Source organism: Halogranum amylolyticum (genome assembly GCF_900110465.1).
GTDB lineage: Archaea > Halobacteriota > Halobacteria > Halobacteriales > Haloferacaceae > Halogranum > Halogranum amylolyticum.
In genome coordinates this window covers 324,674-351,291 of the sequence record NZ_FODV01000005.1, presented here as the reverse complement: position 1 = coordinate 351,291, position 26,618 = coordinate 324,674, and the positions used below count along the sequence as shown (strand labels likewise).

At 66.5% G+C, this 26,618-nt stretch carries 25 protein-coding genes; 11 read left to right on the top strand and 14 right to left on the bottom strand.

Annotated features, from left to right (window positions below):
- Positions 1 to 35 precede the first annotated feature (35 nt).
- Both BSG17_RS12735 and BSG17_RS12730 read right to left on the bottom strand, forming a co-directional pair.
- Complete coding sequence (locus tag BSG17_RS12735) at positions 36 to 653, bottom strand: zinc metalloprotease (RefSeq protein ID WP_089824626.1); 618 nt, start codon at positions 651 to 653, stop codon at positions 36 to 38.
- Complete coding sequence (locus BSG17_RS12730; RefSeq protein WP_089824624.1) at positions 650 to 2,311, bottom strand: TraB/GumN family protein; 1,662 nt, start codon at positions 2,309 to 2,311, stop codon at positions 650 to 652. Before BSG17_RS12730 ends, BSG17_RS12735 begins: the two co-directional genes overlap by 4 nt.
- 146 nt (positions 2,312 to 2,457) lie before the next feature.
- Between BSG17_RS12730 and BSG17_RS12725 the strand changes: the two genes are divergently transcribed.
- Complete coding sequence (locus tag BSG17_RS12725; protein ID WP_170864800.1) at positions 2,458 to 3,795, top strand: glycerate kinase type-2 family protein; 1,338 nt, start codon at positions 2,458 to 2,460, stop codon at positions 3,793 to 3,795.
- On the opposite strand, the gene BSG17_RS12720 is transcribed toward BSG17_RS12725, so the two are convergent.
- Positions 3,792 to 4,022, bottom strand: coding sequence for a hypothetical protein (locus tag BSG17_RS12720; protein ID WP_089824620.1), 231 nt, complete (start codon positions 4,020 to 4,022; stop codon positions 3,792 to 3,794). The two genes, BSG17_RS12725 and BSG17_RS12720, sit on opposite strands and share 4 nt — an antisense overlap.
- 126 nt (positions 4,023 to 4,148) lie before the next feature.
- On the opposite strand from BSG17_RS12720, the gene BSG17_RS12715 reads away from it, so the two are divergent.
- Both BSG17_RS12715 and BSG17_RS12710 read left to right on the top strand, forming a co-directional pair.
- On the top strand, positions 4,149 to 4,772 hold the full coding sequence (locus BSG17_RS12715) for an ArsR/SmtB family transcription factor (RefSeq protein ID WP_089824727.1): 624 nt from the start codon (positions 4,149 to 4,151) through the stop codon (positions 4,770 to 4,772).
- A 143-nt stretch (positions 4,773 to 4,915) separates the two neighbouring features.
- The gene (locus BSG17_RS12710) at positions 4,916 to 5,392 is read left to right on the top strand and encodes a bifunctional nuclease family protein (RefSeq protein ID WP_089824725.1); all 477 of its coding nucleotides are present in this window, start codon (positions 4,916 to 4,918) and stop codon (positions 5,390 to 5,392) included.
- Positions 5,393 to 5,396: 4 nt separating this feature from the next.
- Here the strand turns inward: BSG17_RS12710 and BSG17_RS12705 are convergent, their stop codons facing one another.
- From BSG17_RS12705 to BSG17_RS12690, 4 genes are all read right to left on the bottom strand, one after another.
- Entirely contained in the window at positions 5,397 to 5,846 is a 450-nt protein-coding gene (locus BSG17_RS12705) for a hypothetical protein (RefSeq protein ID WP_089824618.1), read from the bottom strand.
- A 127-nt stretch (positions 5,847 to 5,973) separates the two neighbouring features.
- Positions 5,974 to 6,429 carry an acyl-CoA thioesterase gene (locus BSG17_RS12700; RefSeq protein ID WP_089824616.1) on the bottom strand — a complete coding sequence of 152 codons (456 nt, stop codon included), beginning with the start codon at positions 6,427 to 6,429 and terminating at the stop codon, positions 5,974 to 5,976.
- A gap of 40 nt (positions 6,430 to 6,469) precedes the next feature.
- A complete protein-coding gene (locus BSG17_RS12695) occupies positions 6,470 to 6,997 on the bottom strand; it encodes a hypothetical protein (RefSeq protein ID WP_089824614.1) in 528 nt (175 codons plus the stop codon).
- Positions 6,998 to 7,150: 153 nt separating this feature from the next.
- Entirely contained in the window at positions 7,151 to 7,531 is a 381-nt protein-coding gene (locus tag BSG17_RS12690) for a Rid family detoxifying hydrolase (RefSeq protein WP_089824612.1), read from the bottom strand.
- Between the two features lie 162 nt (positions 7,532 to 7,693).
- Between BSG17_RS12690 and BSG17_RS12685 the strand changes: the two genes are divergently transcribed.
- Both BSG17_RS12685 and BSG17_RS27790 read left to right on the top strand, forming a co-directional pair.
- Positions 7,694 to 8,938: a serine hydroxymethyltransferase gene (locus tag BSG17_RS12685; RefSeq protein ID WP_089824610.1), complete on the top strand. Its 1,245-nt coding sequence runs from the start codon at positions 7,694 to 7,696 to the stop codon at positions 8,936 to 8,938.
- Positions 8,939 to 9,047: 109 nt separating this feature from the next.
- Complete coding sequence (locus tag BSG17_RS27790) at positions 9,048 to 10,016, top strand: hypothetical protein (RefSeq protein WP_089824608.1); 969 nt, start codon at positions 9,048 to 9,050, stop codon at positions 10,014 to 10,016.
- Between the two features lie 60 nt (positions 10,017 to 10,076).
- Here the strand turns inward: BSG17_RS27790 and BSG17_RS12675 are convergent, their stop codons facing one another.
- From BSG17_RS12675 to solA, 4 genes are all read right to left on the bottom strand, one after another.
- Entirely contained in the window at positions 10,077 to 11,783 is a 1,707-nt protein-coding gene (locus BSG17_RS12675) for a BCCT family transporter (protein ID WP_089824606.1), read from the bottom strand.
- Between the two features lie 236 nt (positions 11,784 to 12,019).
- Positions 12,020 to 13,258: a threonine ammonia-lyase gene (ilvA, locus tag BSG17_RS12670; protein WP_089824604.1), complete on the bottom strand. Its 1,239-nt coding sequence runs from the start codon at positions 13,256 to 13,258 to the stop codon at positions 12,020 to 12,022.
- Between the two features lie 52 nt (positions 13,259 to 13,310).
- Entirely contained in the window at positions 13,311 to 15,815 is a 2,505-nt protein-coding gene (locus tag BSG17_RS12665) for a GcvT family protein (RefSeq protein WP_089824603.1), read from the bottom strand.
- 69 nt (positions 15,816 to 15,884) lie between these two features.
- On the bottom strand, positions 15,885 to 17,027 hold the full coding sequence (solA, locus tag BSG17_RS12660) for an N-methyl-L-tryptophan oxidase (protein ID WP_089824601.1): 1,143 nt from the start codon (positions 17,025 to 17,027) through the stop codon (positions 15,885 to 15,887).
- 232 nt (positions 17,028 to 17,259) lie between these two features.
- Here solA and BSG17_RS12655 point away from each other — a divergent pair, with 232 nt between their 5' ends.
- A complete protein-coding gene (locus BSG17_RS12655) occupies positions 17,260 to 18,399 on the top strand; it encodes an aromatic ring-hydroxylating oxygenase subunit alpha (protein WP_089824599.1) in 1,140 nt (379 codons plus the stop codon).
- A 5-nt stretch (positions 18,400 to 18,404) separates the two neighbouring features.
- A complete protein-coding gene (locus BSG17_RS12650) occupies positions 18,405 to 18,791 on the top strand; it encodes a hypothetical protein (protein ID WP_089824597.1) in 387 nt (128 codons plus the stop codon).
- Positions 18,792 to 18,871: 80 nt separating this feature from the next.
- On the opposite strand, the gene BSG17_RS12645 is transcribed toward BSG17_RS12650, so the two are convergent.
- From BSG17_RS12645 to BSG17_RS27030, 3 genes are all read right to left on the bottom strand, one after another.
- Entirely contained in the window at positions 18,872 to 19,525 is a 654-nt protein-coding gene (locus BSG17_RS12645) for a helix-turn-helix domain-containing protein (protein ID WP_089824595.1), read from the bottom strand.
- A 69-nt stretch (positions 19,526 to 19,594) separates the two neighbouring features.
- The gene (locus tag BSG17_RS12640) at positions 19,595 to 20,686 is read right to left on the bottom strand and encodes a S1C family serine protease (RefSeq protein ID WP_089824593.1); all 1,092 of its coding nucleotides are present in this window, start codon (positions 20,684 to 20,686) and stop codon (positions 19,595 to 19,597) included.
- A gap of 50 nt (positions 20,687 to 20,736) precedes the next feature.
- Positions 20,737 to 20,892 (bottom strand): hypothetical protein, encoded by a 156-nt coding sequence (locus BSG17_RS27030; protein ID WP_170864796.1) that lies wholly within the window; start codon positions 20,890 to 20,892, stop codon positions 20,737 to 20,739.
- A 109-nt stretch (positions 20,893 to 21,001) separates the two neighbouring features.
- On the opposite strand from BSG17_RS27030, the gene BSG17_RS12635 reads away from it, so the two are divergent.
- The 4 genes from BSG17_RS12635 (at position 21,002) to BSG17_RS12620 (ending at position 26,607) form a co-directional block, all read left to right on the top strand.
- The gene (locus BSG17_RS12635) at positions 21,002 to 21,460 is read left to right on the top strand and encodes a DUF7992 family protein (RefSeq protein WP_089824591.1); all 459 of its coding nucleotides are present in this window, start codon (positions 21,002 to 21,004) and stop codon (positions 21,458 to 21,460) included.
- 70 nt (positions 21,461 to 21,530) lie between these two features.
- Positions 21,531 to 24,668, top strand: coding sequence for an isoleucine--tRNA ligase (gene ileS / locus BSG17_RS12630; RefSeq protein WP_089824590.1), 3,138 nt, complete (start codon positions 21,531 to 21,533; stop codon positions 24,666 to 24,668).
- Positions 24,669 to 24,929: 261 nt separating this feature from the next.
- The gene (locus tag BSG17_RS12625) at positions 24,930 to 26,150 is read left to right on the top strand and encodes an FAD-dependent oxidoreductase (RefSeq protein WP_089824588.1); all 1,221 of its coding nucleotides are present in this window, start codon (positions 24,930 to 24,932) and stop codon (positions 26,148 to 26,150) included.
- Between the two features lie 64 nt (positions 26,151 to 26,214).
- A complete protein-coding gene (locus BSG17_RS12620) occupies positions 26,215 to 26,607 on the top strand; it encodes a DUF2267 domain-containing protein (protein WP_089824586.1) in 393 nt (130 codons plus the stop codon).
- Positions 26,608 to 26,618: the final 11 nt, after the last annotated feature.

The window sequence follows — 26,618 nt, the reverse complement described above, 5'->3', positions numbered from 1 at the left end:
GACAGTTCTTCGGAAGAGAACAGCAGCGAGGAGCGTCAGAACCCGATCTGTCGCACGAAGACGACGAAGAACGCGAGCGCCGCGCTGACGACGAAGCTCACGAACCACACCACCTTGCTCCAGCCGACGACCGTCTTCCCGTCGAGGCCGCCGAACGGGATGAGGTTGAACGCGGCCAAGAAGAGGTTGATGGCGAGCCCCTTCGCGCCGATCTCGGTGATCAGGTCGGAACCGGCCGAGACACCGAACACGAGCAGCGGGACGGAGACGCCCGCCAACAGGAGGTTCATCACCGGGCCGGCGAAGGCGATGAGACCGTGTTCCCGCTCGGTCAGGTAACCGCGGTGGTGGACCGCACCGGGGGCGGCGAACAGGAAGCCGACGACGGCGCTCATGACGGCGACGAACAGCATGCTGTAGTCCGCGCGGAACTCCGCGACCTGGTCGAAGCGGACCGCGACCACCTTGTGGGCCAGTTCGTGCAGGAGGAAGCCGACGCCAGCAGTCAGGAGACTGACGACGAGGGGGTAGACGACACCCGACTGGAGAAAGCCCGTCGCGCCGCGTTCGAAGAAGATGGCGAAGGCGAGACCCAGCGCCAGCCACGCGACGACGAGGTCGCCCATCTCGCGGGCGCTGAAACTCAGGTTCACGTCAGCCCCCCCACGATGAGGTCGAAGCTCCGCGTCGCACCCTGGACCATCAGGCGCGTGACCCCGTCGACACCCCCGAGTTCGGCTCCGAACAGCGGCAGGATGTACGTCGCAAAGAGGATGCTGGCGACGAGACTGCCGATGTTGGTCATCGCGACGACCATGATGAGTTTGAAAAGCGGGACGTCGAACATATCACTGACGATGTCGCGGATGGGTCGCTGTTCGTCGGCGAGCAGTTCGTTCAGTGTCGCGATGTCGGTGACGTTGACGTTCGTGTGTCGCAGTTCCATGTAGCCGGTGAACCACCCCGGCGCGAGCAGGGGGTTGACCGACGTCATCCAGGCGACGCCGCCGCCGACGGCGGCCGACGACCAGCGCGCCCCGGCCAGTTTGGCGAGGCCGGCCGCGAAGACGCCGTTGACGACGAACCAGGCGGCGAACAGTCGCAGGAGGAACTCGTTTCGGACCCCCGCCATCGCCAGGAGGACGAAGAAGGCGAGGAAGCCGACGGACATGGCCGCCCCGAACAGTTTGAACCACGGGACACCGCTGCTCTCGGCCTCGCCGACGAGCGACTCCATCGGCGGGAGCGTTTCGGGGTTCGCGAGGTAGCGTTCGATCCCCTCGCGGTGACCCGCGCCGACGACGGCGACGACGTTTCGACCCTGCGACCGCAGCGCGACGAGCTGGTGGGCGATGTAGGCGTCGCGCTCGTCGATGAGCGCCTCGGCCCCACCGGGGCTGAACTCGCGGAACTCCTCCATCATCACGGTGACGACGTCTTTATCGGTCAGTTCGGACATGTCGAGCTCCTCGTAGTCGTCTTCGACGTCGAGCCCCGTCACGGCGAAGACGCTCCCGGCGACGACGCCGACCAGCGCGCCGACGAACAGGCCGAGCGCCATGCTGCCGACCGCCTGTGCCACGAACCCGCCGACGAGACCGCTGCCGACGCCGAGCGTCGCACTCACCATCGCGACGGTGATGCCGCCGCCGACGGCGAGCAGGAGGCTGTCGTCACCGTCGAGGAACAGGTCGCCGACGAAACTCAGCGCGAGACCGACACCGGCGCCGAGGACGACCCCGCCGGCGACCCGCGCGAGCAGCGCGTCGGTGACGCCGAACGCCCCGCCGAACAGGCCGATGACGGGGCCGACGACGATTCCGACCAGCAGGCCGAACATCAGCCCCACGACGCGGCTGTCGGTGACGCCGAAGGCGAGTCCGCCGACCATCCGCAGCTTCTCGACGAACCCCATCCGTCGCCAGAAACGCTGGATGGTCGTCTGGATGTCCCGGTCGACGAGCGCGACGTCGAGCCCGTACTCCTCGGCGGTCTCGACGGCGGCCAGCATGTCGGCCCCGGGTTGGATGTCGAACTTCTCGCCCATCCGCGCCTGCACGTAGGAGAGCATCCAGTAAGCGATGAACTGGAAGACGGTGTTGCCTCGCAGTAGATCGCCCGCGTCGAGGTCGTCGGGCGTCTCGCCCTGCAACTGGCGGTATCGCCCCTCGTCGAGTTCGACGGCGACGACGTCGGGACGCTCCGCCTCGATGGTCTCTTCGACCTCGCGGACGCTGTCCGCCGAGACGTGCGCCGTCCCGACCACGCGCACGTTCCCCTCTTGGGGGGCAGACTCCGCACGGTTACTCATTGACGAGTCGCTACATTCCCCCGGGGTTTACCGTTGTCGGACTGGCGAACCGACGATCGGATGCGACGCTGTCGACGTCCCGTCGCAATCTCCTCCGCAGCGGGTGCGTTTTTCCCGGTCGACCGTGACCCACCGGTATGACCGAGATCGAGGACGCCGACGCGCTCGCCGAGACGTCGGCCCACGAGACCGCGCTCGCCTGCATCGAGGCGGGCGTCGACGCCGCCCACCCCGAACAGGTCGTCCACGACTCCGTCTCGCTCGACGGCGGCACGTTCACGATTCAGGACGCCACGTACGACCTCGCCGACTATGACCGCGTCCTCGTCGTCGGCGGCGGTAAGGCCGGCGGCGGCGTCACGACGGCGCTCGAGGCGGTGCTCGGCGACCGAATCACCGACGGCGTCGTCGTCACGCGCGACCCCGAGGAGACGGAGTACGTCGACGTCGTCGTCGGGTCGCACCCTGTCCCGGACGAGGCGGGCGTCGAGGGTGCGCGACGCATCCTCGATCTTCTGACCGACGCCGACGAGCGGACGCTCGTGTTAGGCGTCGTCACCGGCGGCGCGAGCGCGTTGCTCGCCGCGCCCGCGGAGGGCATCTCGCTGGACGACCTCCAGCGGACGACGACCGACCTCCTGGAGTCCGGTGCAGAGATCGATGAGATCAACGCCGTCAGGAAACATCTCTCGGCGGTCAAGGGCGGCCAGTTGGCCCGCGCGGCGTCGCCGGCGACGGTGGTCGGACTCGTGCTCAGCGACGTCGTCGGCAACGACCTCGGCGTCATCGCCAGCGGTCCGACCGCTCCCGACGACTCGACGTTCGCGGAGGCGCTGGCCGTGCTCGAAAGGTACGGAATCGACGCGCCCGAGTCGGTCCGCGAGCGACTCGAAGCGGGCGTCGCCGGCGACGTCGCGGAGACGCCCCGTGCCGACGACCCGGTGTTCGAGCGCGTGACGAACCACGTGCTCGCCGACGGGTTCACCGCGCTCGATGCGGCCCGCTCGGTGGCACGAGAGCGGGGCTACGAGACCTGCATCCTCTCCTCGCGGATTCGCGGCGAGGCCCGCGAGGCGGCCAAGAGCCACGTCGCCGTCGGTGAGGAGGCGGTGACGACCGGCAACCCCGTCCCGACGCCCGCCGTCGTGCTCGCCGGTGGCGAAACCACCGTCACCGTCCGCGGCGACGGTCGCGGCGGACCGAACCAGGAGTTCGCGCTCGCGGCGGCGCTGGAACTCGGCGGTTCGCGGACGGTGCTCGGGGCGGTCGACACCGACGGCCGCGACGGCGGCGTCGACGTCGCCGGCGCGCTCGTCGACGGCGAGACGGTCTCGGACCCCGAAGCGGCGCGCGAGGCGCTCGCCGACAACGACGCCTTCCCGTATCTCGAGGAGCGAGACGCCGTCGTCCGGACGGGGCCGACGGGGACGAACGTCAACGACCTGCGAGTGTTGGTCGTCGACGACGAGGGGTCGGAGCGCTAGTCGTCCGCGAGTGTGACGTCGTCGCCGAAGCGGGGGTTCGCGAGTCGCTTCGTCGCCACGATCTCTCGGAGGACGACCGGCGGGATCGAGACGAGCGCGACCGACGCGAGCAGTCCGCCGCCGAGGGGGACGGCAGGGTCCCTGACCGCACTGAGCGCGACGAGCAGTCCCGAGCAGGCGTAGGTCGCGGCGACGAGCAGTTCGCCGCGTCCGAGTTCGTCGAACACGGGCGTATCACCGACCTGTCGGTGAAAAACCTCTCGAACTCGGACGCCTCGGCGGGGGCGTAGATATGTCGACCGGAAGTCACGTCGAGCAACAGGTTTGTCTCCCCCTGCGCTGTATGGGTGCGTATGGCGAAGCTGTTGCCCTCCAGTCCCGACACTTCGGCGGTCGAAGCGTCCGAACCGCGGGTGATCGGCGTCGACAGCGAGGACGCCGACGAGATGCTGTCGGCGCTCTCCTCGTCGACGGCGCGAAAGCTCCTCTCGGCGCTCCACGAGGACCCCGACTCGCCGTCCTCGCTCGCCGATCGACTCGACACCTCGCTGCAGAACGTCCAGTACCACCTCGGCAAGCTCGAAGCCGCGGACCTCGTCACCGTCGCCGACACCGTCTACTCCGAGAAGGGACGCGAGATGAAGGTGTACGCCCCCTCGAATCGCCCGCTCGTCGTCTTCGCGGGGCGCGAGGAGGACTCGACCGGTCTCAAGGCGGCGCTGAAACGCCTGCTCGGCGGACTCGGTATTCTCGGATTCGGCAGTCTGATCGCCCAGTACCTGCTCACCGACGGTCCGTGGTTCGGACTGGCGTCGACCGGCAGCGGCGACGCGGCGACCACGGAGAGCGTCCAGGTGGCCGCTGACACCGCTGCGACGACGTCGGCGGCGACCACGCTCCCGCCGGGAGTGGTCTTCTTCCTCGGCGGGGCGCTGGTGCTCTGCCTGGCGTTCGCCGTCTGGTACGTCCGCCGGTGAGGTGGGACGATGCCTCGACCGTATGAATGATCCGCCAGTGATCCGTCGGGGTTCGACGCGCGTCGACTCCCGTGATCGCTTCGATCGAGGTCGTGGCGGTCGTCGGGGCTAGCTATTCATACCCGCGAAACGAACACGGTAGCATGGACCACACTGCCGAAGTGGAGGGCATCGCCGTCGGAATCGGTCCGGACGGGGCGAACGTTCCGGCGGTGGTGCTGTCGGCACGCGGCGAGTACCTCCCCATCTTTGTCACCGGCGACCAGGCACAGGCGATCCAACTCGGCCTCTCCGGCGAGCCGTTCGAGCGACCCCTCACGCACGACCTCCTCGTCGAGATGGTGACCGAGTTCGGCGGCGCGATCGACGGCGTCAGAATCGACGACCTCGCGGACAACACGTTCTACGCGAAGATCGACGCCGAGCGGTACGAGAGCGGCCAGGCACGACAATTCGTCTTCGACGCCCGCCCGAGCGACGCCGTCGCGCTCGCCGTCCGCGTCGACTGTCCGATCGAGGTCTCCGACGAGATCCTCGACAGCGCGGGCCGCCCGCCGTCGGCGGTCGACCTCGGCGGTGGCGGGAGAGCGGACGAAGAGCCGGACGAGTGGGACGTCTGACGGTTCAGTCGTCGTCGAACCCGGCGGCGAGATACTCTTCTGCGGTCAGGATGCGTTCTTCCGGCGTCGTCTCCAACCCGAGTTCGCGATCGAGTCGGGAGAGTCCGGTCGCGACGGCGACGCTGAGCGCCGCCGCGCCGACGGCGAGCGTCGCACCCGAGACGAGGGTGAGTCCCTCGACGACCGGTAGTCCGTAACTCGCGAGCACGACGCCCGCGCCGACGACCGCGACGCCGAGCAGTCGTCCCAACAGCCGACGGGCGGCCTCGTAGGAGAGAAAACAGGCGCTGACGAACGTGACGCCACTGCTGAGGATACCGACGTTGAGATACACCGTCGAGACGGCGTCGAGACTCGGATACTGGCTCACACCGACAACGGCGGCGAGGAGCAGTCCTGCGACGCCTGCACCGATTCCAACGTACTGTCGAAGCTGTCGCGACTCGTGGCTCATACAGTCTGTACGTGACGCGGTAACGGCTACCGATACAAGACGATAGCGGTCGAAGAATCGTCTCTTGTGGCCGACTATCGGGGTTCTGAACCTGTTCGACGCTGACCTGACCGTGACGTTCTCGGACTCAGTTCCCGTTGTAGAGCTCTTCGGCGTCCATCTGGGCCTCCCGCTGGAGCTCCGCACCTTCGTCGGTGCTGACGGTGAGCTCCGGCACGGGCGTCGGTTCGAGTTCGTCGTCGATGGCGACGTAGACGAAGTGCGACTCGGTCGTTAGTTCGCGGTCGCCGGTCTGGGGGTCCTCCCGATAGGCTTTGATCCGGACGCGGACGCTCGTGCGCCCCGTCTCGTAGGCGTAGGCCTGGATGAGTGCGGACTTCCCGCGGGGGATCGACTGGACGAAGTTCACCTCTTCCATCCGCGCGGTGACGCAGGTCATCTCCGCACACCGCATCGCCGAGAGCGCGCCGACGACGTCCATCCACTTCAGCACGTTCCCCCCGTGGGCGACGTCGTAGTTGTTGGTGTGGTTCGGCTGGACGAGATGCCGGTTCTCGATGTAGGTGTCCATCAGATCGCTCATTGGACGACGGTTCTCCGTCGCCGGGGATGAGCGTGTTGGGTTACGGCGAGAGGTCGAACTCCTCGCGCGAGTCGGGGCTCCGGTGCTCCCCGTCGGTCCCTCGGTCCGCCGTCGGGGCGACGGCGTCGGCGACGTGGACCGTCACCTCCACCAGCGTCTCCTTGCGGAACGAGGAGGCCGGACTGTCGTCGACGTCGGCGGCGTCGACGACGTACTGGCGCAGTTCGCGTGCGGTGAGTTGCTCCGCCTCCTGCGCCTGCAGGCCGAGCACTCGCCCGATCCGGCGGAGCCGGTCGACGCGAAGCGTGGTCGCTGCTCCCCCTGCGACCGACTCGGGCGCAGTCTCCGGTTCGACGGCGTCGACGAGTCGCGACCGGACCGTCGCCGACGTCTCGAACCCGAGGAGGAGTCGCGCCCGTCTGTAGATCGCCGGAGGAAGCGTCACGTCCGGCGACGACCGTTCGAGTCGGCAGACGGGGCAGAGAGTCGGCTCCCGACCGTCGCCGCCGCCCGACAGCGGGCCGTCCGTCTCGACGCAGTCGAGTCGACACCGTTGACAACGAACCATCAGCGGCGTCTACGCACGGGACACACTTGTCGGTGTAGGTGCAGAGCGCAAGGTGGTTTTCAACGTCCCGTCGTCAGGGTGTCGCTGGGACGTCGCCTGTGCGTCGGAGTGTCGCCGTCGGCCGGGCGGCGGAGTCGTCTGTCCGCCGCCGAGTCAGTCGAGTGCGGCGACGACTTCGATCTCGACGGCCGCCCCCTTCGGAACCTCGCCGACCTCGACCGCGCTCCGTGCCGGCGGCGACTCCGAGAAGAACTCGGCGTAGGTGTCGTTCATCTCCTCGAAGTCGTCGATGTCGTCGAGGAAGACAGACACCTTCAGTACGTCCGTCATCGCTGCACCCTCGGCGGCGAGGATGGCCTCGACGTTCTCGAGACAGCGCTCGGTCTGGACCGCCACCGACTCGTCGTCGAGCAGTTCGCCTTCCGGCGTCAACGGCAACTGTCCGGCGGTGAACAGCAGCGAGTCGGTCGTGGTCGCCTGACTGTACGCGCCGACTGCGGCGGGTGCGTCGTCGGTCTCGACGATTCCTGGCATACTCCGAACGTGTACACGGCCACAGGTAAGCGTGCGTCTGTATCAGTCAACCCGTCTTTGAACGCCAACGGTCGCCGTCAGCACCCTCCTCGGTCACCCGTCAAAAACACCCTCAGTGAAACACCCGGAACGGTATCCGACCCGGTCGCAATCCGTCAACATATGGCACGGGAACTACGGCAGACCGACCCGAAGGTGAGCGAAGCGATCGACCACGAACGCGAACGACAGGAGTCGGCGCTCGGGATGATCGCCTCGGAGAACCACGTCTCGGAGGCGGTGCTCGAAGCGCAGGGCTCGGTTCTCACGAACAAGTACGCCGAAGGCTACCCCGGCGCGCGCTACTACGGCGGCTGTCAGCACGTCGACGAGGTCGAGAACCTCGCCATCGAGCGCGCCGAGGAACTGTGGGGCGCAGAGCACGTCAACGTCCAGCCGCACTCCGGCACGCAGGCGAACATGGGCGTCTACTTCTCAGTACTCGAACCCGGCGACAAGATCCTCTCGCTGTCGCTCTCGCACGGCGGCCACCTCAGCCACGGCCACGCGGTCAACTTCTCGGGGCAACTGTACGACGTCGAACAGTACGAGGTCGACCCCGAGACGGGCTACGTCGACTACGATGAGTTGGCTCGGCACGCCCACGAGTTCGATCCGGACCTCGTCGTCAGCGGGTCGTCGGCGTACCCGCGGGAGTTCGACTTCGAGCGCTTCGAGTCGATCGCCGACGAGGTCGACGCTTACCACCTCTCCGACATCGCCCACATCACGGGACTCGTCGCCGCGGGCGTCCACGCCAACCCGGTTCCACACGCCGACTTCGTCACCGGCAGCACGCACAAGACCATCCGCGCCGGTCGCGGCGGCATCATCATGTGCACCGAGGAGCACGCCGACGACGTCGACAGCGCGGTGTTCCCCGGATCGCAGGGTGGACCGCTGATGCACAACGTCGCGGGCAAGGCCGTCGGCTTCGGCGAGGCGCTCGAACCGGAGTTCGAAGAGTACGCCCGGCAGGTCGTCGACAACGCCAAGACGCTCGCGTCGGTGCTGCAGGACCACGGCCTCTCGCTCGTCTCCGGCGGCACCGACAAACATCTCCTCCTCGTCGATCTCCGGGAGTCGCATCCGGAGCTCACGGGGAAGGAGGCCGAGGCGGCGCTCGACGACGTCGGCCTCGTGATCAACAAGAACACGGTGCCCGGCGAGACGCGCTCGCCGATGGTGACGAGCGGCATCCGCATCGGGACGCCCGCGGTCACGACTCGCGGGTTCGGCGAGGAGGAGATGGAGGCTGTCGGCGAAGTCGTCGCGAACGTGCTCGACGACCCCACCGACGACGAGGTGAAGCGGGAGGCGAGTTGGCGCGTCGAACGACTATGCGACGAGTTCCCCGTCTACGAGTAGCGTCGCCGCCGAGTCGTCGGTCCTGGCTTCGGCCCTCTCCGGAACGATAGGTACAGCCGCTCTTTCAGTCATCCCGACACTTTTCTCTCCGGACGGTGCTCTCTCGGGTATGCACCGTCGCACCCTCCTCGCCTCCGGTGCCGTCCTCACGCTCTCCGGACTCGCCGGCTGTCTCGGCTTCGGCGCCGAGACCGCCGTAGGAACCCTCCCGACCGCCTCGCTCCGGATGGAACCGGTCTCCGACGCCACCATCGCGACGCGGCGGACCTACGGACGCGGCGTCGACGAGGAGAGCCCCGAGTACGACCTCGTGCGCGCCGCCGTCGACGACGGGCCGACGAGAGTCGACGACACTGAACCGCCGTTCCCCGCAGACCGCCCGTTCGTCTTCGAGGACGGGGTGTACGAACTCTCGGTCGACGTCGTCGACTCGCGACCGGCGACGACGTTCTTCGTCGTCTTGGACCCGGCCGAGGGAGACGTCGCGGACGAGGAGTCGGTCGCGTACGCGGACCTCCCGGAGGTGGATAGAGCGGTGTTCGAGCGGCGCGGCTGGGACGACCCCGGCTTTCTCGGCTTCGGCACGTCGGTCCGCTACCTCGACGCGCACGTCCCCGACTCCGCGCTCGTCCCCGACCCGGCGTACTCGGTCGTCGTCTGGGACGCGGAGACGCGCGGCGAGTTCTCGGTCGACGGCTCCCGCGAGACGCCGCTGCGGACCTACGAGTACACGGCCTCGGTCGTCGCCGACTCCGCGGCGACGCTCGGACGCGAGCTCCGCGAACGGTACGAGTTCACGCTGTCGGGACTCTCGGCGGCCGAACGGGAGATCGTCGCCGAGGCGGTCGACGGAGACGACGGCTATGTCGTCCCCGCCGACCACCCGCTCCCCGACGCGATGCGTCGGTTGGGATCGCGCTTCCGGTCGCGAGACGACGTCGAGTACGCCGGAAGCGAGACCGGAGACGACCCTCCGAGCGTCGACGGGACGTATCTCGTCCGGTACGACGAGGAGGTGTACTGGACGCGGATCCACGTCACACGGCCGTCGACGGCGACCGAGGCGTCGCCGAGTTGAGGCGTCGGAAGAAGCGAGAAGAGCGGAGAGATGAGTTCACTCGGCCGCCGCCGCAGCGGTTCAGTCGTCTTCCGAGACGGTTCCGCCGCCGCTCTTGCGGCCGCCGACGAGCATGTCGTCGCCACGGACGTCCGCGCCCTCTTGGACGAGCACCCGGCCGTGGACGCTGCTGAACTCCTTTATCATCCCGTAGATGCCGACGAGACCGACGACGGCGACCGGCCCCCCGGTGATGATGGCGGCCTGCTGGAGCGCGTTCGTCCCGCCGATGACGATGAGGACGGCCGCGACGAGACCCTGTAGAACACCCCAGACGAGGCGGTTGATCTCGGAAGGGTCCTCCTTCCCGCCCGTGGTCAGCATCGCGATGCCGAGCGTCGAGGAGTCGGCGGAGGTGACGAAGAAGGTGATCACGAGCATGAAGAACAGCCCCGAGAGGAGCGCGCCGAACGGTTCGAGCGCGCCGAAAAGCGGGTAGCCCGAGACGGCCTCGTTGCCGCCGTAGCGGGTGAGCGCCCCGAGGATGTCGGCCTGCCCGAGCTGCTGGAGTCGCATCGACATCCCGCCGATCACCATGAACCACGGCACCGTCGCCAGCGTCGTCGCGATGACGCCGACGAACGTCACCTCGCGGATGGTCCGGCCCTTCGAGATCTTCGCGAGGAAGATGCCCGAGAACGGTGCCCACGAAAACCACCACGCCCAGTAGAAGACGGTCCACGAACCGACGAACTCGCCGCCGCCGTCGGCTCCGGTGAACAGGCTCATCTGGATGAAGTTACCGAGATACTCGCCGATGGCCTGCGTACCGATGTTGAGCACGAACGAACCGAGTCCGTTCAGCAATCCGATGGCGAACGTGGCGACACCCAACAACAGGAAGACGATGACGTTCAGTTGTGAGAGTCGCTTGATACCCTTCTCGACGCCGCTCACCACCGAGAGGGTAAAGACGGTCGTGACGCCGACGATGACGACGATGACGCCGATGTCGCCGAGCGGCATCCCGAAGATGTCGAGCGGGAGCGCCGACGCCTCCTGGTTCGGCGACGTCACCGACCCGAACTGATAGTCCATCCCCATCAGCAACTGTTGGCCGATGAACCCCAGCGAGGTCGCGATCCCGCCCATCGTCCCGAAGACGGCGACGAGGTCGACCACCTTCGCCGCGTAGCTGTCGTCGAGGTTCTCGACGCCGATGAGCGGGGCGATGACCGTCGAGAACTTGAACGGCGCGCCCTTCTTGTGGGCGAAGTAGCCGATCGGGACGCCGACGATGAGGTACCCTGCCCATGCCGAGATGCCCCAGTGGAAGAAGGTGTACTGTAGCGAGCCGATCATGTTCGCCGTGTCGCCCGCGTTCTCACCCGTCAACGGTGTGCCGTACCCGTAGTGGAAGATCGACTCTGCGGGGCCCCAGAAGACGATACCGGCGGCGATACCCGCCGAGAAGAACATCGCGAAGTACGTCGCGAAACTGTGCTTCGGCTCTGCGTCCTCGGGCCCGAGTTTGATCTTCCCCCACGGCCCGAAGATGAGGAACGTGGTGAACCCGACGAAGATCAACATCGCCGAGAGATAGAACCACGAAAAGTTCGTCCATAACCAGTTGTTGATACCACTCATGAGGGAGCCGGCCTGCTCTGGGCCGACGATGGCGACGTAGATCAGGAACCCGACGGCCGTCAGGATGCCGAACCCGAACACGAGCGGGTCGATCTCGTCGACGAACTCGCCAACCTTCCCTCGTTTTTGCTCTTGACTCATTGTTGGTTCTGCTGTTTCGTCCTGTCGTTGATTGTACTGCGTCAGTTCACCACGAACGGAGGCCACCGTCGGTCGACTCCGCCGCGAGATACGTGGTATGATAATTCATGCCACGACTACTCCATGGTGTCTCCTAATGCCGGATAAAAATGCAGGTTTACTCGACTAACCTGCTTAAGTGGGGTCAAAGGATGGAGGGAGAAAAAAGACCGCCTCGGACCGCACGGAGACTACGCTCAGGCGTTGATGTGGCGGACCTCGTAGTCGTGACCGCGGATGGTCCGGATGATGCGACGGGCGTGTTCGGCCCCGCTCGTCTCGATCTGGAAGACGAGATAGGCCTCGCCGACGTCGAGCTCCGGCGCGGAGCGTTCGTGGCGGATGGTCTGGATGTTCGCCCCGTGGTCGGCGATGACGCCCGACACCTCCTCCATCTTGCCGGGTTGGTCGTCGATGCGGACGCGCAGGCGGAGCAGCTGTTCGCGTTCGGTCAGCGCGTGGACGAGCACCGTCTTCAGCATCGTCATGTCGAGGTTGCCGCCGCAGAGCAGCGGCATCACTGTCTCGCCGCGGACGTCGAGTTCGTCGCTCATGACGGCGGCGACGGAGGCCGCGCCCGCGCCCTCGACGACCTGCTTCGCGCGTTCGAGCAGATAGAGGACGGCTCGAGCGATCTCGCCGTCGGTGACCGTCACCACCTCGTCGACGTGCTCCTCGATGAGCGAGAGCGTGAGCTCGGAGATGCCGCCGGTGGCGATGCCGTCGGCGATGGTGTCGACCGAGTCGAGCGTCTGTGGAATCCCCTTGTCGAGGCTGTCGGGGACGGTCGACGCGCCGACCGCCTGCACGCCGACGATGCGCGTGTCGGGCGAGAGCTCCGAGAACGCCGTCGCGATGCCGGAGATGAGACCGCCGCCGCCGATGGGGACGACGACGGTGTCGACGTCCGGCAGGTCCTCGTACATCTCGACGCCGAGCGTTCCCTGGCCGGCGACGATGGCGGGGTCGTCGTAGGCGTGGACGAACTCGGCGTCGCTCTCGCTCACGAGTTCCTTCGCGAACGACATCGCCTCCTGGAAGTTGCTCCCGACGAGCTCCACCTCCGCTCCGTAGCCACGGGTCGCGTCGACCTTCGTCTGCGGGGCGGTCTTCGGCATGACGATGGTGGAGTCGACGCCGAGTTTCGTCGATGCGAGCGCGACGCCCTGCGCGTGGTTGCCGGCGCTGGCGGCGACGGTCCGTTCGACGTCGTCGGCCTCGACGCACTGTCGGATCTTGTTGTACGCCCCGCGCGTCTTGAACGACCCCGTCCACTGGAGATGCTCCATCTTCAGATGGACCTCGCCGCCCGTCACCTCGTCGAGGGACGTGCTCCGCTCGACGGGCGTCCGCTTCACCACGCTCGGGTCGTCGAGTCGTTCGGCTGCCTGTTCGATGTCTGCGAAGTCGACTGTCGCGAGGTGGTTCTGGCTCATCGTTGATGTTGAATTCGGAGTGGGGTCGGAAGAACGCTTCTGCTTGCTTTGGTTAGCGCAATATTCGCTCGCGGTCGGGGTCGAACAGCGGCTCGTCCCGGACCGTCGCCTCGTAGGTGCGGTTCTCGTACTCGATCTCGACGGACTGCCCCGGTTCGGCGTAGTCGACCGGCAGGTAGCTGTAGGCGATGCCGGCGTCGATGCTGTAGCCGTAGTCGGCGCGCGTCGTGTAGCCGATCACCTCGTCGTCGGCGACGACCGGCCGGCCGGTGTCGACGACATCGCCCGGTTCGTCGAGCGTGATGGGGACGATCTTCTGGTCGATCCCCGCCTCTTTCGCTTCGACGAGCGCCTCCTTGCCGACGAAGTCGGTGTCGAGGTCGACGGCGAAGCCGATGCCCGCCTCGTAGGGGTTGTACTCGGGGGTGATGTCCGTCCCCCACAGTCGGAATCCCTTCTCCAGACTCATCGAGTTGAGCGTCGCATCGCCCATCGCGACGACGTCGTACTCCTCGCCGGCCTCCCACACTTGGTCCCAGAGCTCTGCGCCGTACTCCATCGGCGCGTACAGTTCCCAGCCGAGTTCGCCGACGTAGGACACCCGGAGCATGATGACCGGGATGCTCCCGAGATGCGTCTCCTGGACGCTGAAGAAGGAGAACTCGTCGTGAGAGAGGTCGGTCTCGACGAGGTCCTCAAGGGTCTTGCGGGCGCTCGGCCCCCAGACGCCGAGGCCGCACAGCCCCGAGGTCCGGTCGGTGACGTCGACGTCGTCGGGTGCGTGTTCGCTGATCCAGCGCCCCTGCTCGCTGCCGGACCGACCGCCGCCGGTCAGGATGAGGAACCGGTCTTCCGCCAACCGAGAGACGGTCAGGTCCGCGAGCAGGCCACCCGCCTCGTTGAGCATCGGTGTGTAGCGCACGCGACCCGGTGAGACGTCGACGTCGTTCGCGAGCAACCCTTGCAGGAACTCGGCGGCGCCGTCGCCGGTCACCTCGATGGGAGTGAAGGAGGTCAGGTCGTACATCCCGACTCGGTCGCGGACGGCCTGGTGTTCCGCGCCGTGTGCCTTCGACCAGTTCTGCGAGAGCCACTCGGGCCGGTCGGGGACGTCGTACTCCTCGACGAGTGACTCGTTGGCTGCGTACCACTGGGCGGACTCCCAGCCGTCGCTGTCGTAGAACTCCGCGCCCAGCTCTTCCTGTCGCGGGTGGTACGGACTCCGCCGCAGTCCGCGCTTTCCCTCCGGCTGTTCGCGCGGGTGGATCAACTGATAGACCTCCTGGTACTGCTGTGCCGCGCGGTCACGGACGTACTCGTGGGAGCCGGCGTGGTCCTGGAACCGCGAGATGTGTGCGTCGGTGACGTCGACGAGGTCGCCGTCGAGGCGGGGGACGCCGTTCTCCATCCACTCGGCGACGACGTTGCCGACGCCGCCGGACTGGGTCACCCAGACGGCGAGCGCCCACCACAGGCCGTCGATGTCCTCGGTCTCGCCGAGGACCGGCATCCCGTCGGTGGTGAAACAGAACATCCCGTTCATCTCCGTCTCCCAGTCGCAGTCACCGAGCGCGGGGACGAGCTCTTTCGCACAGTCGTACGCCGACCGGTCGTGGTCCGGGTGGGTGTTCTCGTAGAAGTGTTCCTCCGTGAACTCCCGGAGCGACGGATATTCGAGACCGAGATCGTCCAGTTTGTCGGGACCGTAGATGTCCTCGGGTTCGACGAGCAGCGGTTCGTGGTTGTACGAGCCGACGCCGTAGGACTCGCCGTGTTGTCGGAAGTACAGCGACGCGTCCTGATGACGGAGGAGCGGTTGCTCGATCTCCTGGTCTGCGCCGGCGAGTTCGTCGAGCTCGTCGGAGACGAGATACTGGTGGGCGCACGGCATCAGCGGGATGTCGACGTCGACCATGTCACCGAACAGCGGCCCCCAGATGTTGGTCGCTACGAGCACCTCATCGGCGTCGATGCGACCCTTCTCGGTGTCGACGGCGCGGATTCGGCCGTCCTCGACGTCGAGGTCGGTCACCTTCGTGTTGCCGTAGAACTCCACACCCTTCTCGCGGGCGCGCTCTGCCATCGCCGCGGACGCGCCGACGGCGTCGGCCTTCCCGTCCGAGGGGACGTAGTACCCGCCGTGGACGACGTCGGCGTTCACCTGTGGGATCTCCGCTTCGACCTCCTCCGGTGAGAGGAGTTCGCCGTCTTCGACGCCGAACGACCGCCCCCACTCGCGTTTTCGCTTGAGGAAGTCCCAGCGTTCCTCGGTGTAGGCGATCTCGATGCCGCCGCAGCTGCGGAAGCTGTCCAGCTCTGTGTAGAGGTCACGCGTGTACGACGCCATCTTCGACATCAGTTTGTCGCCGGCGGTCTGGAACACCAGGCCGGGGGCGTGCGACGTCGATCCGCCCGTCTCGAACAGCGGTCCCTGTTCGACGACGACGACGTCCTCTCGACCGAGTTGGCTCAGATGGTACGCCGCACTGCAACCGACACAACCGGCGCCGACGATGACCGTCTCTGCCGACGACGGGAGTGTGTCACTACCACTCATGGTAGTACAACAATCCCGGAGAATCGAGCAAAAGCCTCCGGGTGCGTTAGCTGTGGTGTTTTTATACCCTCAGTCGAACCGGCTCAGCCGGAACATCTCGATGGGGTGGTCGGTGTCGCCGTCGGCGGCGAGGTCGGCGAGGATCTCGCCGACGACGCTGGCGAACTTGAACCCGTGTCCCGAGAACCCCGCGCCGACTGTCACCTGCGGATGTTCCGGCAACGTGTCGAGGATGAAGTGTTCGTCCGGCGAGTTGGTGAACATACAGGTGGCGAGTCGCATCGTCGACCCCGTCCCCTCGGGGAAGTACTTCTCGGAGAACTCCCGGAGCAGTCGTTCGTCCTCGGCGTTGGGTTCGCGGTCCCAGTCGTCGGGGTCGACGTCCTCGTCGCGGTGGTGATACTTGCCGAGTTTCATCCCCGGGACGTCGTAGACGGGGAGCCCGTAGAACCGCCCCTCCGGGACGCTGAGGTTCCAGACGGGGAACTCGTCGGGCTGGTAGAGCCGTGGCGTCTCGGGTTGGAACCACGCGAGCACCTGTCGCTCCGGCGTCGCCAGCCCCTCCAGCGCGTCGGCGAACTTGTAGTTCCACGCACCCGCGGCGAGCACGAGTCGGTCGGCCTCGTGGCTTCCCTCGGCGGTCTCCACGCGGACGCCACCGTCGGCCGTCTCCTCCCAGCCCTGCACGCGCTGGCGGGCACGGATCTCCGCCCCCTCGGCCATCGCCGCCTCCGCGTGGCCGACGATGGCCTGCTCGGGGACGACGAAGCCGCCGTCCGGCTGGTAGACGCCTTTGTAGTCGTCCGGCAGATTGTAACCGGGGAACCGCTCGTTCAACTCCGCGCCCGTGAGTACCTCGTGCGGGATGTCGTACTGTTCGCAGGACTCCTTCGACCCCTGGAAGACGATGTTGTCCTCCGGGCCGGCGTCGATAGAGCCGGTTCGGTGGATGACGTCCCGTCCCGTCTCCTCGGCGAGGTCGTCCCAGAGCTCGTACGCGCGTTCGATGAGCGGGATGTACGATGGATGCTCGTAGTACGCGCGTCGGATGATACGCGTGATCCCGTGCGACGACCCCTGCGTGTGCGGGATGTCGAACCGTTCGAGGCCGAGCACGTCCAGTCCGCGCCGCGCGAGGTGGTACGTCGTCGCACTCCCCATGCCGCCGACGCCGACGACGATGACGTCGTGGCGCTCGTCGCTCACACTCATAGTCGCCGAGGGGTTGGGAACCCCCCCACATTACAGTTGGGACGCATTATCACGGAGATTCAAGTGGGGGTCGCTTCTGCGGCCCGATTGTGGCGGCGTCGCTCCCGGTTCGAGACGTCGTTCGGAACCTCGTGCAGTCGAACTCGTCCGCTCTCCGAAACTCGACCCCCCACTTCAACGGTCTAACTATCTGCGATGAACGTTTACCCATGAGTCTGTGTAGCATTATCGTATGACGCGGTGGAACAACGGAACGGATCAGGTCAGCGCAGTCAGTCCAGACATCACCGAGGAGACGAACGCACTCCCGGCGAACTACTTCACCGACCCGGAGGTCTGGGAGATGGAGAAAGAGAAGGTATTCTCGAAGTACTGGGTGTACGCGGGACACGCGAACTGTATCAAAGAGCCCGGCGAGTTCTTCACCCGGACCGTCGGCGACAAGCAGATCATTCTCGTCCGCGACCACGACGACGAGGTGCGGGCGTTCTTCAACGTCTGTGCCCACCGCGGGTCGAAGATGGTCGAGGACACGCCGATGACCGACCCCGGCAACGCCTCGCGCATCCAGTGTCCGTACCACCTCTGGACGTACGACCTCGACGGCGACCTCCGGAGCACCCCCAAGAGTTTCGAGGAGGCGAGTCTAAACCCGGATCTCGAAGACGAGGACGTGCCCGGCGTCGACTCGGAGGAGAACGCCCTGATGGAGGTTAACCTCGACAGCATCGGCCCGCTGCTGTTCGTCAACTTCAAAGACGATCCGAAGCCGCTGGCCGAACAGGCCGGGAAGATGAAGGAGGAGCTCGACCAGTTGCCACTCGGCGAGTACGAGCACGCCCGCCGCATCGTCTCGGAGGTCGAGTGCAACTGGAAGGTGTTCGGCGGCAACTACTCGGAGTGTGACCACTGTCAGGCTAACCACCAGGACTGGATCAAGGGCATCTCGCTCGACAAGTCCGAACTCGAAGTCCAGGACTACCACTGGGTGCTCCACTACACCCACGAGGCGGACATCGAGTCGGACATGTCGCTGCACGACGAGCACGAGGCGCGCTTCTACTACTTCTGGCCGAACTTCACGGTCAACATGTACGGCACGGCCGACGGCTACGGCACGTACATCATCGACCCAATCGACGAGAACCGGTTCAACCTCATCGCCGACTACTTCTTCGCCGACCCCGACCTGAGCGAGGAAGAAGAGGAGTTCATCCGGACGAGTCGACAGCTCCAGGAGGAGGACTTCGAGCTCGTCGAGCGACAGTTCGCCGGGCTGAAGATGGGCGCGCTCTCGCAGGCGCAGCTCGGCCCGAACGAACACACCGTTCACAAGCTCCACCGACTGGCGCAGGAAGCGTACAACGCCTGAGACCGATGAGCCAAGCACACGACGAGAACGAGCAGAGCGAGACGCCGTTCGTCGTCACCTGCCCCGACTGCGAAGTGTCGAAGTCGGTCGACCGACCGAACGGAGCGATCGAGTTCGCCCGCCGCCACCACAGTCTCACGGGACACGAAGTCGAGTGGGAGCGCGCCGACCTCGACCCCGACGACGTGGGCGACGTCCCGACCGACGGCGACCTCAAGGAAGTGATGTGGCAGTTGGACGAACAGTACGACGACGGCATCCCGACCGGTATCGTCACTGCCGTCCGAAGTAAACAGGGCGTCTCGATGTACGAAACGTTCGACGAGGTCGAGGAGTTGCGGATGTCTGGCGGGCTGTACGAACCACGGGACGACCACCTGCGCCCGGTGTAGCGCCGGGACGACCACTGCATCCGGCCGAGCGTCGAGACGATCGTCTGCGCCCGACCGAGTCGCCGAACCGAGTTCCTCTCTCACTCGTCGAGGACGCTCACCTCGATGAGTCGGCTGATCCCTCGCCGGAGGCGGCCGCCGACGGCCGTCGGCGAGATGTCGAGTTCGTCGGCCAACTCCTCCAGCGACGTTTCGCGTGGTTCCTCGAAGTACCCCTCTCGGTGGGCGGTCACCAGTGCGATGCGCTGGGCCTCGGTCAGGTTGGGTTGAATGCCGAGATCGTGGTCGTCCTGACGGAACAGTTGGACCAACTCGAACGACATCCCTTCCTCCTCGCAGAACTCCCAGAGCGAGGCGACGGCCTCGCGGTCGGGGAGACGGAGTCGGACCCGCCACGCGCCGTGCGTGCTCTCGGCCTCGAGCATCAATCCGCCGAGTTTCGCCACGATGGGGGACAGGAGTATCGTGTCGTCCGTGTGCCGGAGGCGGTAGATGCGCGTGTCCTTCGAGTCTGCGACGCGCATCGCCTCGGCGACGGTCGGGTCGGCCTCGATCGTCCGGTCGAAGTCGTCGAACCCGCGGTCGTCACACTCGACGTGGAAGAAGAAGAGGTCCGTCTCGGGGTCCGTCCCGGAGTGCGGAACCACTCTGATAGTGACGTACGAACACTCTCTGATAGTCGGTACCAACGCGAGGTCGGCGTGCTGGATATCCGCGATCGCAATCAAACTCATAACTATGCTTTCGGTGTTTAATCAGCGCCGTGGTGTGACAACCAACGACTGGGGGGGTGTTAGTTCTTGTCACGACTCCCGCTCCGTCGTCGGCCGCGACCCGAGCGTCACCTCCACCTGCCGACGTTTCCCACTCCGGAGGACCGTCAGCATCACGGTGTCGCCCGGACTGGTCTCTAAGGCGAGATACGTGCCCAAGTCCGCCTGCGTCCGGATCGTCGTCCCGTCGACGCCGACGACGACGTCGCCACCGACGGGCACCTCTGTCCCCTCAACGACCGTCCGTCCGTCGCTTCCACGGAGCACGCCCGCCGCCGGTCCGTCCGGAATCACCCTGACGACGACGACGCCGCGGGCACGGCCGAGGTCGTTGGCCTCCGCGACGAGCGGCGACACCTCCTGCAACTGGACGCCGACGAACGGGTGGTCGTACCTCCCGTCCTCGACGAGTGCCGGCACCACGCGACGTGCGAGCGCCGCCGAGATGGCGAAGCCGATGTTGTCGCCGCCGCCGGAGTTGATGATCCCCGCCACCTCGCCGTCGAGCGTGACGAGCGGGCCACCGCTGTTGCCCGGGTTGACGGCGGCGTCCGTCTGGACCGCATCGGGGATGGTGAACCCGGCGGCGCTCGGAAGTGCGCGGTCCTGCCCGCTGACGATGCCGGCGGAGACGGAGCCGCCGAGGTCGAACGGGGCGCCGACCGCGACCACCCGGGTGCCGACGGGCGGTTCCGACTCGACCAACGACAGCGGCGTCGCGTAGTCCGGACGGTTGGGGACGCGCAGTACCGCGAGATCGCTGTAGACGTCGGTCCCGACGACGTCGGCGACGGCCCACTCCCCTTCGCGGAACCGTACCCGTACCTCCGAACTCCCGCGGACGACGTGCTCGTTCGTGACGAGATGCCGATCGTCGTAGACGAACCCCGACCCTTGTCCGGCGCGACCGTCGGTCCCGTAGACGCGGACGAGGACGACGGAGGCGACGACCGACCGGTAGGCACGGGTGTACGGTTCGTCGCCGACGGTCGCCTGCGAGGTCGCGTCGTCTCCCGTCGGCGACGCTGTCGGCGCTCGACTCCGCGGTGAAGAACAGCCGGCGGAGGCGCCGAGAGCGACGCTCCCGAGTCCCGCGAGGAACCGACGTCGACTCGCCTTCATGCGTCGTGTGTAGGCGTCACACACGTAAACATCGTGCGTCGTCGAGTCTGTCACTTCGGCTCGGCGGGATCTAGTTTCACCGCGTGGGCTCGAAGTGCCTCGGCGAGCGCCGCGTCGGAGACGCCGCTCTCTCGTGCGCTCTCGACGACCTCGTCGAGCGCCTGCTCGAAGAGTTCGACGGAGCTGATGTCGCGATTCGTTATCATCAACCGTAGTTTCCGGTCGAAGCGTAATAGTGGTGGGGTCGGGGCCCCTGTGCTCGCTGTCGGCCGCTTCCCGACGGGACTTTACTCCTGGCTGTCGTCTGATCGGGATATGTCCCTCGACGTCGAGACGCCCGCCCCGCCGGAGTTAGAAGAGATCGACCCCAACCAGTACGAGGACGCCGAGATCCTCGGCGACACCGACTACCGTCGCGACGAGCTGGACGCCTTCCTCCGGGAGGGTGCGTGGGACGAGGCGTTCGACGAGTGGGCCGCCCACACCGACGTGACGGCCGAGGAGTGGCAGATCGTCCTCGATCTCGATCTGCTCCCGCAGTTCGACTTCTTCTGGGACGACTTCGCCGACAGAGTCGGCTACCACGCACCGGGACTTCCCCAGGATTGGAAGGAGCGCCAACTGCATCCCAAGCTCACGAGTTGGGGGCAGGTCTCCTCGATCAACGCCGGGCTGACCGAACTGGGACAGGTCGTCTCGGAGACGCTGAAGGAGGAGTACATCGACTGGGAGGCGGAGTACGAAGCGCCCGACGACCTCCCGGATTTCGACTGACGGGAGGCGACTCGACACCCGTGCGTGCAACACCACCGTTTTGATATACGCACGGGCAGTTTCCCCCTCTATGGAGGATATCAGCGACCAGTACACTCCCGAGGACGTCGAGGCCTCGGCGGAGTCGTACTGGGACGAACACGACGCCTACGAGGCGACGAAGGAGGCACACGCCGAGGACCCCGCCTTCTTCTTCGTCGACGGGCCGCCGTACACCTCGGGGCAGATGCATCTGGGGACGGCGTGGAACAAGACGCTGAAGGACGCGGTCGTCCGGTACAAGCGGATGACCGGCCATCGGGTGACCGACCGCCCCGGCTACGACATGCACGGCCTCCCCATCGAGGTGAAAGTCGAGGAGGAACTCGGCTTCGACTCGAAGAAGGACATCGAGGAGTTCGGCGTCGAGAAGTTCATCGAGGAGTGTAAGACGTTCGCCGAGCGCAACCGCGAGAACATGGACGAGGACTTCCAGTCCATCGGCGCCTGGATGGACTGGGACAACCCCTACAAGACGATGTCGCCGGAGTACATGGAGGCGACGTGGTGGGCGTTCAAGAACGTCCACGAGAACGGCCTCGTCAAGCAGGGAAAACGCGCCATCAACCAGTGCCCGCGGTGTGAGACGGCCATCGCCGACAACGAGGTCGAGTACCACGAGATCGAGTCCCCCAGTATCTACGTGAAGTTCCCCCTGGAGGACCAGGAGGGGAACCTCGTCATCTGGACGACGACGCCGTGGACCATCCCGGCCAACACGTTCGTCGCCGTCGCCGAGGAGATGACCTACCAGAAGGTCCGGGCGACGAAAGGCGGCGACAGCGAGGTGCTCTACGTCGCCGAACCGTGCGTCGAGGACGTCCTGAAGAAGGGCCGCTACGAGGACTACGAGGTGCTCGACGAGTTCGCCGGCAGCGAGATGGTCGGCTGGGAGTACGACCACCCGCTGGCCGAAGAAGTACCGGAGCACGCCGCCTTCGAGGGGGCCGGACAGGTCTACATCGGCGACTACGTCGAAGCCGACCGGACTGGGCTCGTTCACTCCGCTCCCGGTCACGGGCAGGAGGACTTCGAGCGCGGACGGGAGCTCGGACTCGACGTCTTCTCGCCCGTCGCCGGCAACGGCGACTTCACCGCCGAAGCCGGGAAGTACGAGGGGACGTTCGTCCGTGACGCCAACGACGACATCGTCGCCGACCTCGAGACGAAGGGACTGCTCCTCCACAGCGGCACGCATCACCACCGCTACGGGCAGTGTTGGCGCTGTGATACGGACATCATCTTCCTCGCGACCGATCAGTGGTTCATCACGATCACGGACGTCAAAGACGACCTGCTGGACAACATCGAGGACAGCGAGTGGCACCCGCAGTGGGCCCGCGACAACCGCTTCCGCAACTTCGTCGAGGATGCACCCGACTGGAACGTCTCTCGACAGCGCTACTGGGGGATTCCCCTTCCGATCTGGAAGCCGCAGGGCGAGTCCACACCGGACCCCGAGGACCTCGTCGTCGTCGGTACGCGCGAGGAACTCGCCGAGCGCGTCGATCAGGACGTCGACCCCGAGGAGATGGACCTCCACCGACCCGCGGTCGACCCGCTGACCATCACCGAGGACGGCGTCACTTACGAGCGCGTTCCGGACGTCTTCGACGTGTGGATCGACTCCTCGGTCGCCTCGTGGGGGACGCTCGACTACCCGAGCCAGACCGAGCAGTTCGACGAACTGTGGCCCGCCGACCTCATCATCGAGGCCCACGACCAGACCCGCGGGTGGTTCTGGTCGCAGCTCGGGATGGGAACTGCCGCGGTCGGGGAAGTCCCGTACAAGGAGGTCATCATGCACGGGTTCGCCAACGACAAGGACGGCCGGAAGATGTCCAAGTCCGTCGGTAACATCGTCACGCCCGAGGAGGCCATCGAGCGTGCGGGTCGCGACCCGCTTCGGGCGTACCTCCTGAGCCACGACCAGCAGGGCGTCGACCTCTCGTTCGAGTGGGAGGGGCTCGCCGACATGCAGTCGGGGCTCAACATCTTCTGGAACGTCTTCCGCTTCCCGCTGCCGTACATGCGACTCGACGGCTACGAGCCGGCGGAGGCAGACCTCGACGACGGAGAGCTCACCGTCGTCGACGAGTGGGTGCTCTCGCGACTCCAGAGCGTCAAAAGCGAGATGGCAGACGCGTGGGACGACTACGAGATCCACGAGGCGCTCAACACGCTGCTCGACTTCGTGACCCAGGACGTCTCGCGTTTCTACGTGAAGGCGATCCGCGAGCGGATGTGGGAGGAGGAGGACTCCGCCTCGAAGCGCGGCGCGTACGCCACGCTGTCGACGGTGCTCCTCGAGTCCGTCAAACTCATCGCGCCGTTCACGCCGTATCTCGCCGAGGAGATGTACCAGCATCTCGACGGGGGGGAGACGACGGTCCACATGCTCGACTACCCCGAGGTCGACGCCGACTTCCACGACCCGGAGCTGGAGACGAACATGGCCGTCCTCCGGAAGGTCGAGGAGGCGGCCGCCAACGCCCGCCAACAGGGCGGTCGCAAGCTTCGCTGGCCCGTCACGCGCGTCGTCGTCGAGAGCGACGACGAGGCGGTGGCCGACGCGATGCGGTCGCTGGAGGAGCTCTTCCTCGACCGCGTCAACTCGCGGTCGCTCGACGTGGTCGAGCAGTTCGACGAACTCGTCGAGCACGCCGAGCCGAAGATGAGCGTCATCGGGCCGGAGTTCGGCGGCCAAGCGCAGCAGATCATGCAGGCCGTCGAGGGGAAGACCCGCGCCGAGGTCGAGGCCGGAATCGACGTCGACGGTGAGACGGTCGAACTCACCGACGAGATGGTCGAGTACCACGCCGAACCGCCGGAGGGCATCTCCGGTGCCGACTTCGAAGGTGGGAGCGTCTACGTCGACACGACGCTGACCGAGGAGATCGAAGCCGAGGGGTACGCCCGCGACATCGTCCGGCGCGTCCAGGAGATGCGCAAGCAACTCGACCTCGACGTCGAGGAGACCATCCGAACGCGGCTCGACGTCGCCGACGAGCGCGTCGCCGGCTTCGTCGACCGGCACCGGGAGTTCATCGCCGAGGAGACGCGGACCGACGAGTTCGTCGCCGGCGACGAAGCGGTGTTCGACCTCGTCGAGGAGTGGGACGTCGAGGGCGTCGAGGTGACCATCGGCGTCGCCCGGACCGACGAGTAGCCGTCGCTGACGACGCTATTTTTTGCGGACAGCCGACACTGGTCTCGGTAGCGCGAGCAGCGACTTCACGGAGCGGCGTGTCGGACTCTCGCGGACGCTCCGTGGCGACGCTCACAGCACGAGCAGTGGTGGCCGCCGCTTCCGTCAAAAGGCTCTGGACGGACGATATCTCGATAGGCCTCTACGCACTTGACACACGCGCTGTCGGAAGCCTCCACCGTGACCACGAAAGTTAGGTCCGTGTGGTTCACTGTCGTACCTATGGAGACCACAGTGCTGGTCGTCGGCGGCGGCGCGACCGGCGTCGGCGTCGCCCGCGACCTCGCGATGCGCGGGGTGGACGTCACGCTCGTCGAACGCGGCGGCCTCTCGTCGGGGACGTCCGGACGTTCTCATGGACTGTTGCACAGCGGCGCCCGCTACGCCGAGGCCGACGCGCTCGGCGCACAGGAGTGTATCCGCGAGAACGAGATCATCCGCGACATCGCTGGCGACGCCGTCCGCGACACCGGCGGCCTGTTCGTCTCGCTCGAGGACGACGACCCGGCGTACTTCGAGGAGAAACTGTCGGCGTGCCACGAACACGGCATCCCCGCCGAGGAGATCTCGGTCGCGGCGGCCCGCGAGCGGGTTCCGGACCTCGCCGCCGACGTCGACCGCGTGATGTCCGTCCCCGACGGCGTCATCTACCCGTCGCGACTCGTCGCTGCGAACGCCGCGAGCGCCGAGGAGCACGGCGCGGACGTGTTCACCCACGCGCCGCTCGAGGACCTCCACGTCGAGGACGGCGAGATCGTCGCCGCCGACGTCGGCGGGAGCGTCGACGACACCGTCGAAGCCGACTACGTCGTCAACGCGACGGGCGCGTGGGCCGGCGGGTGTGCCGCGCTCGCCGGCGTCGACGTCGAGATGCGTCCGAACAAGGGCGTGATGGTCGCCGTCGACTACGAAGGGTTAGGACCGGTGCTCAACCGCTGCCGCGACCCGGCCGACGGCGACATCGTCATCCCGCACGACCGGCAGGTCGTGTTGGGGACGACGAGCGTCGACGTCGACGACCCCGACGAGTACGACGAGGAGGCCTGGGAAGTCGAGAAGATGTTCGAGGAGTGTGGACGGATGCTCCCGCCGGTCGCGGATCTCGACGTGTCGCGTACCTACTGGGGCGTCCGGCCGCTCTACGGGCCGGACGAGGATTCCAGAGACGGGTCCCGTGGTATCTCTCGGGGGTTCTTCCTGCTCGACCACGCCGAGGACGGCGTCGACAACTTCGCCAGCGTCGTCGGCGGCAAACTCACCACCTATCGAATGATGGCGGCGGCGACGGCCGACCACGTCTGTGACGTCCTCGGCGTCGACGCCGAGTGCCGCACGGCCGACTCGACGCTCCCCGGTGCGGACGACCCGTCGGTTCTGAACCAGTTGGTCGAGCGGTACGACGCCCGGTCGCCCGCAGACGAGGACGTCGTCGACGCGGCGTAACCGCGGTGTCGTTCCAACTGGCCAGAACGCACACAAGCGAGACGCGAGTAGCCTCGCGGCACCCATGAAGCACGATACCTTCATCGGTAACGTCCAGGATCGTGGAGACTACGCGTCCCGAGGCGAGGCCGTGAGTGCGACACGAGCCGTGTTGACGACGTTCGGTGAGCGGATCACCGAAGACGAGGCGGAGAACTTCGCCTCCCAGCTGCCCCCCGAGATCGACCGGCATCTCACGGAGGCGACCCACGCCCAGCAGTTCGACGCCGAGGAGTTCCGCGAGCGAGTCGCCGACGCGGGCGAGTTCGGCGCTGTCTCCGACGACTCCGAGAACGCGACGCACGCCGTCGTGAGCGTGCTCGTGGAGACGGTCGGGACGGAGGAGTTCCAGAACGTCGTCTCGCAGTTGCCCAAAGGAGAGAAGTACGGCGACCTCCTGACGACGCCGGCGCAGTGACGTTCGACGCG

What these genes read in the sequence shown, in the direction of transcription:
- BSG17_RS12695 (WP_089824614.1), bottom strand. Translation starts at nt 6,997, where the DNA reads ATGGTTCGTTGTCAACGGTGTCGACTCGACTGCGTCGAGACGGACGGC.
- BSG17_RS12675 (WP_089824606.1), bottom strand. Translation starts at nt 11,783, where the DNA reads ATGAGTCAAGAGCAAAAACGAGGGAAGGTTGGCGAGTTCGTCGACGAG.
- BSG17_RS12700 (WP_089824616.1), bottom strand. Translation starts at nt 6,429, where the DNA reads ATGAGCGATCTGATGGACACCTACATCGAGAACCGGCATCTCGTCCAG.
- BSG17_RS12665 (WP_089824603.1), bottom strand. Translation starts at nt 15,815, where the DNA reads ATGAGTGGTAGTGACACACTCCCGTCGTCGGCAGAGACGGTCATCGTC.
- BSG17_RS12655 (WP_089824599.1), top strand. Translation starts at nt 17,260, where the DNA reads ATGACGCGGTGGAACAACGGAACGGATCAGGTCAGCGCAGTCAGTCCA.
- BSG17_RS12650 (WP_089824597.1), top strand. Translation starts at nt 18,405, where the DNA reads ATGAGCCAAGCACACGACGAGAACGAGCAGAGCGAGACGCCGTTCGTC.
- BSG17_RS12645 (WP_089824595.1), bottom strand. Translation starts at nt 19,525, where the DNA reads ATGAGTTTGATTGCGATCGCGGATATCCAGCACGCCGACCTCGCGTTG.
- solA (WP_089824601.1), bottom strand. Translation starts at nt 17,027, where the DNA reads ATGAGTGTGAGCGACGAGCGCCACGACGTCATCGTCGTCGGCGTCGGC.
- ilvA (WP_089824604.1), bottom strand. Translation starts at nt 13,258, where the DNA reads ATGAGCCAGAACCACCTCGCGACAGTCGACTTCGCAGACATCGAACAG.
- BSG17_RS12730 (WP_089824624.1), bottom strand. Translation starts at nt 2,311, where the DNA reads ATGAGTAACCGTGCGGAGTCTGCCCCCCAAGAGGGGAACGTGCGCGTG.
- BSG17_RS27790 (WP_089824608.1), top strand. Translation starts at nt 9,048, where the DNA reads ATGCACCGTCGCACCCTCCTCGCCTCCGGTGCCGTCCTCACGCTCTCC.
- BSG17_RS12620 (WP_089824586.1), top strand. Translation starts at nt 26,215, where the DNA reads ATGAAGCACGATACCTTCATCGGTAACGTCCAGGATCGTGGAGACTAC.
- BSG17_RS12690 (WP_089824612.1), bottom strand. Translation starts at nt 7,531, where the DNA reads ATGCCAGGAATCGTCGAGACCGACGACGCACCCGCCGCAGTCGGCGCG.
- BSG17_RS12625 (WP_089824588.1), top strand. Translation starts at nt 24,930, where the DNA reads ATGGAGACCACAGTGCTGGTCGTCGGCGGCGGCGCGACCGGCGTCGGC.
- BSG17_RS12640 (WP_089824593.1), bottom strand. Translation starts at nt 20,686, where the DNA reads ATGAAGGCGAGTCGACGTCGGTTCCTCGCGGGACTCGGGAGCGTCGCT.
- BSG17_RS12710 (WP_089824725.1), top strand. Translation starts at nt 4,916, where the DNA reads ATGGACCACACTGCCGAAGTGGAGGGCATCGCCGTCGGAATCGGTCCG.
- ileS (WP_089824590.1), top strand. Translation starts at nt 21,531, where the DNA reads ATGGAGGATATCAGCGACCAGTACACTCCCGAGGACGTCGAGGCCTCG.
- BSG17_RS12685 (WP_089824610.1), top strand. Translation starts at nt 7,694, where the DNA reads ATGGCACGGGAACTACGGCAGACCGACCCGAAGGTGAGCGAAGCGATC.
- BSG17_RS12715 (WP_089824727.1), top strand. Translation starts at nt 4,149, where the DNA reads ATGGCGAAGCTGTTGCCCTCCAGTCCCGACACTTCGGCGGTCGAAGCG.
- BSG17_RS27030 (WP_170864796.1), bottom strand. Translation starts at nt 20,892, where the DNA reads ATGATAACGAATCGCGACATCAGCTCCGTCGAACTCTTCGAGCAGGCG.
- BSG17_RS12635 (WP_089824591.1), top strand. Translation starts at nt 21,002, where the DNA reads ATGTCCCTCGACGTCGAGACGCCCGCCCCGCCGGAGTTAGAAGAGATC.
- BSG17_RS12705 (WP_089824618.1), bottom strand. Translation starts at nt 5,846, where the DNA reads ATGAGCCACGAGTCGCGACAGCTTCGACAGTACGTTGGAATCGGTGCA.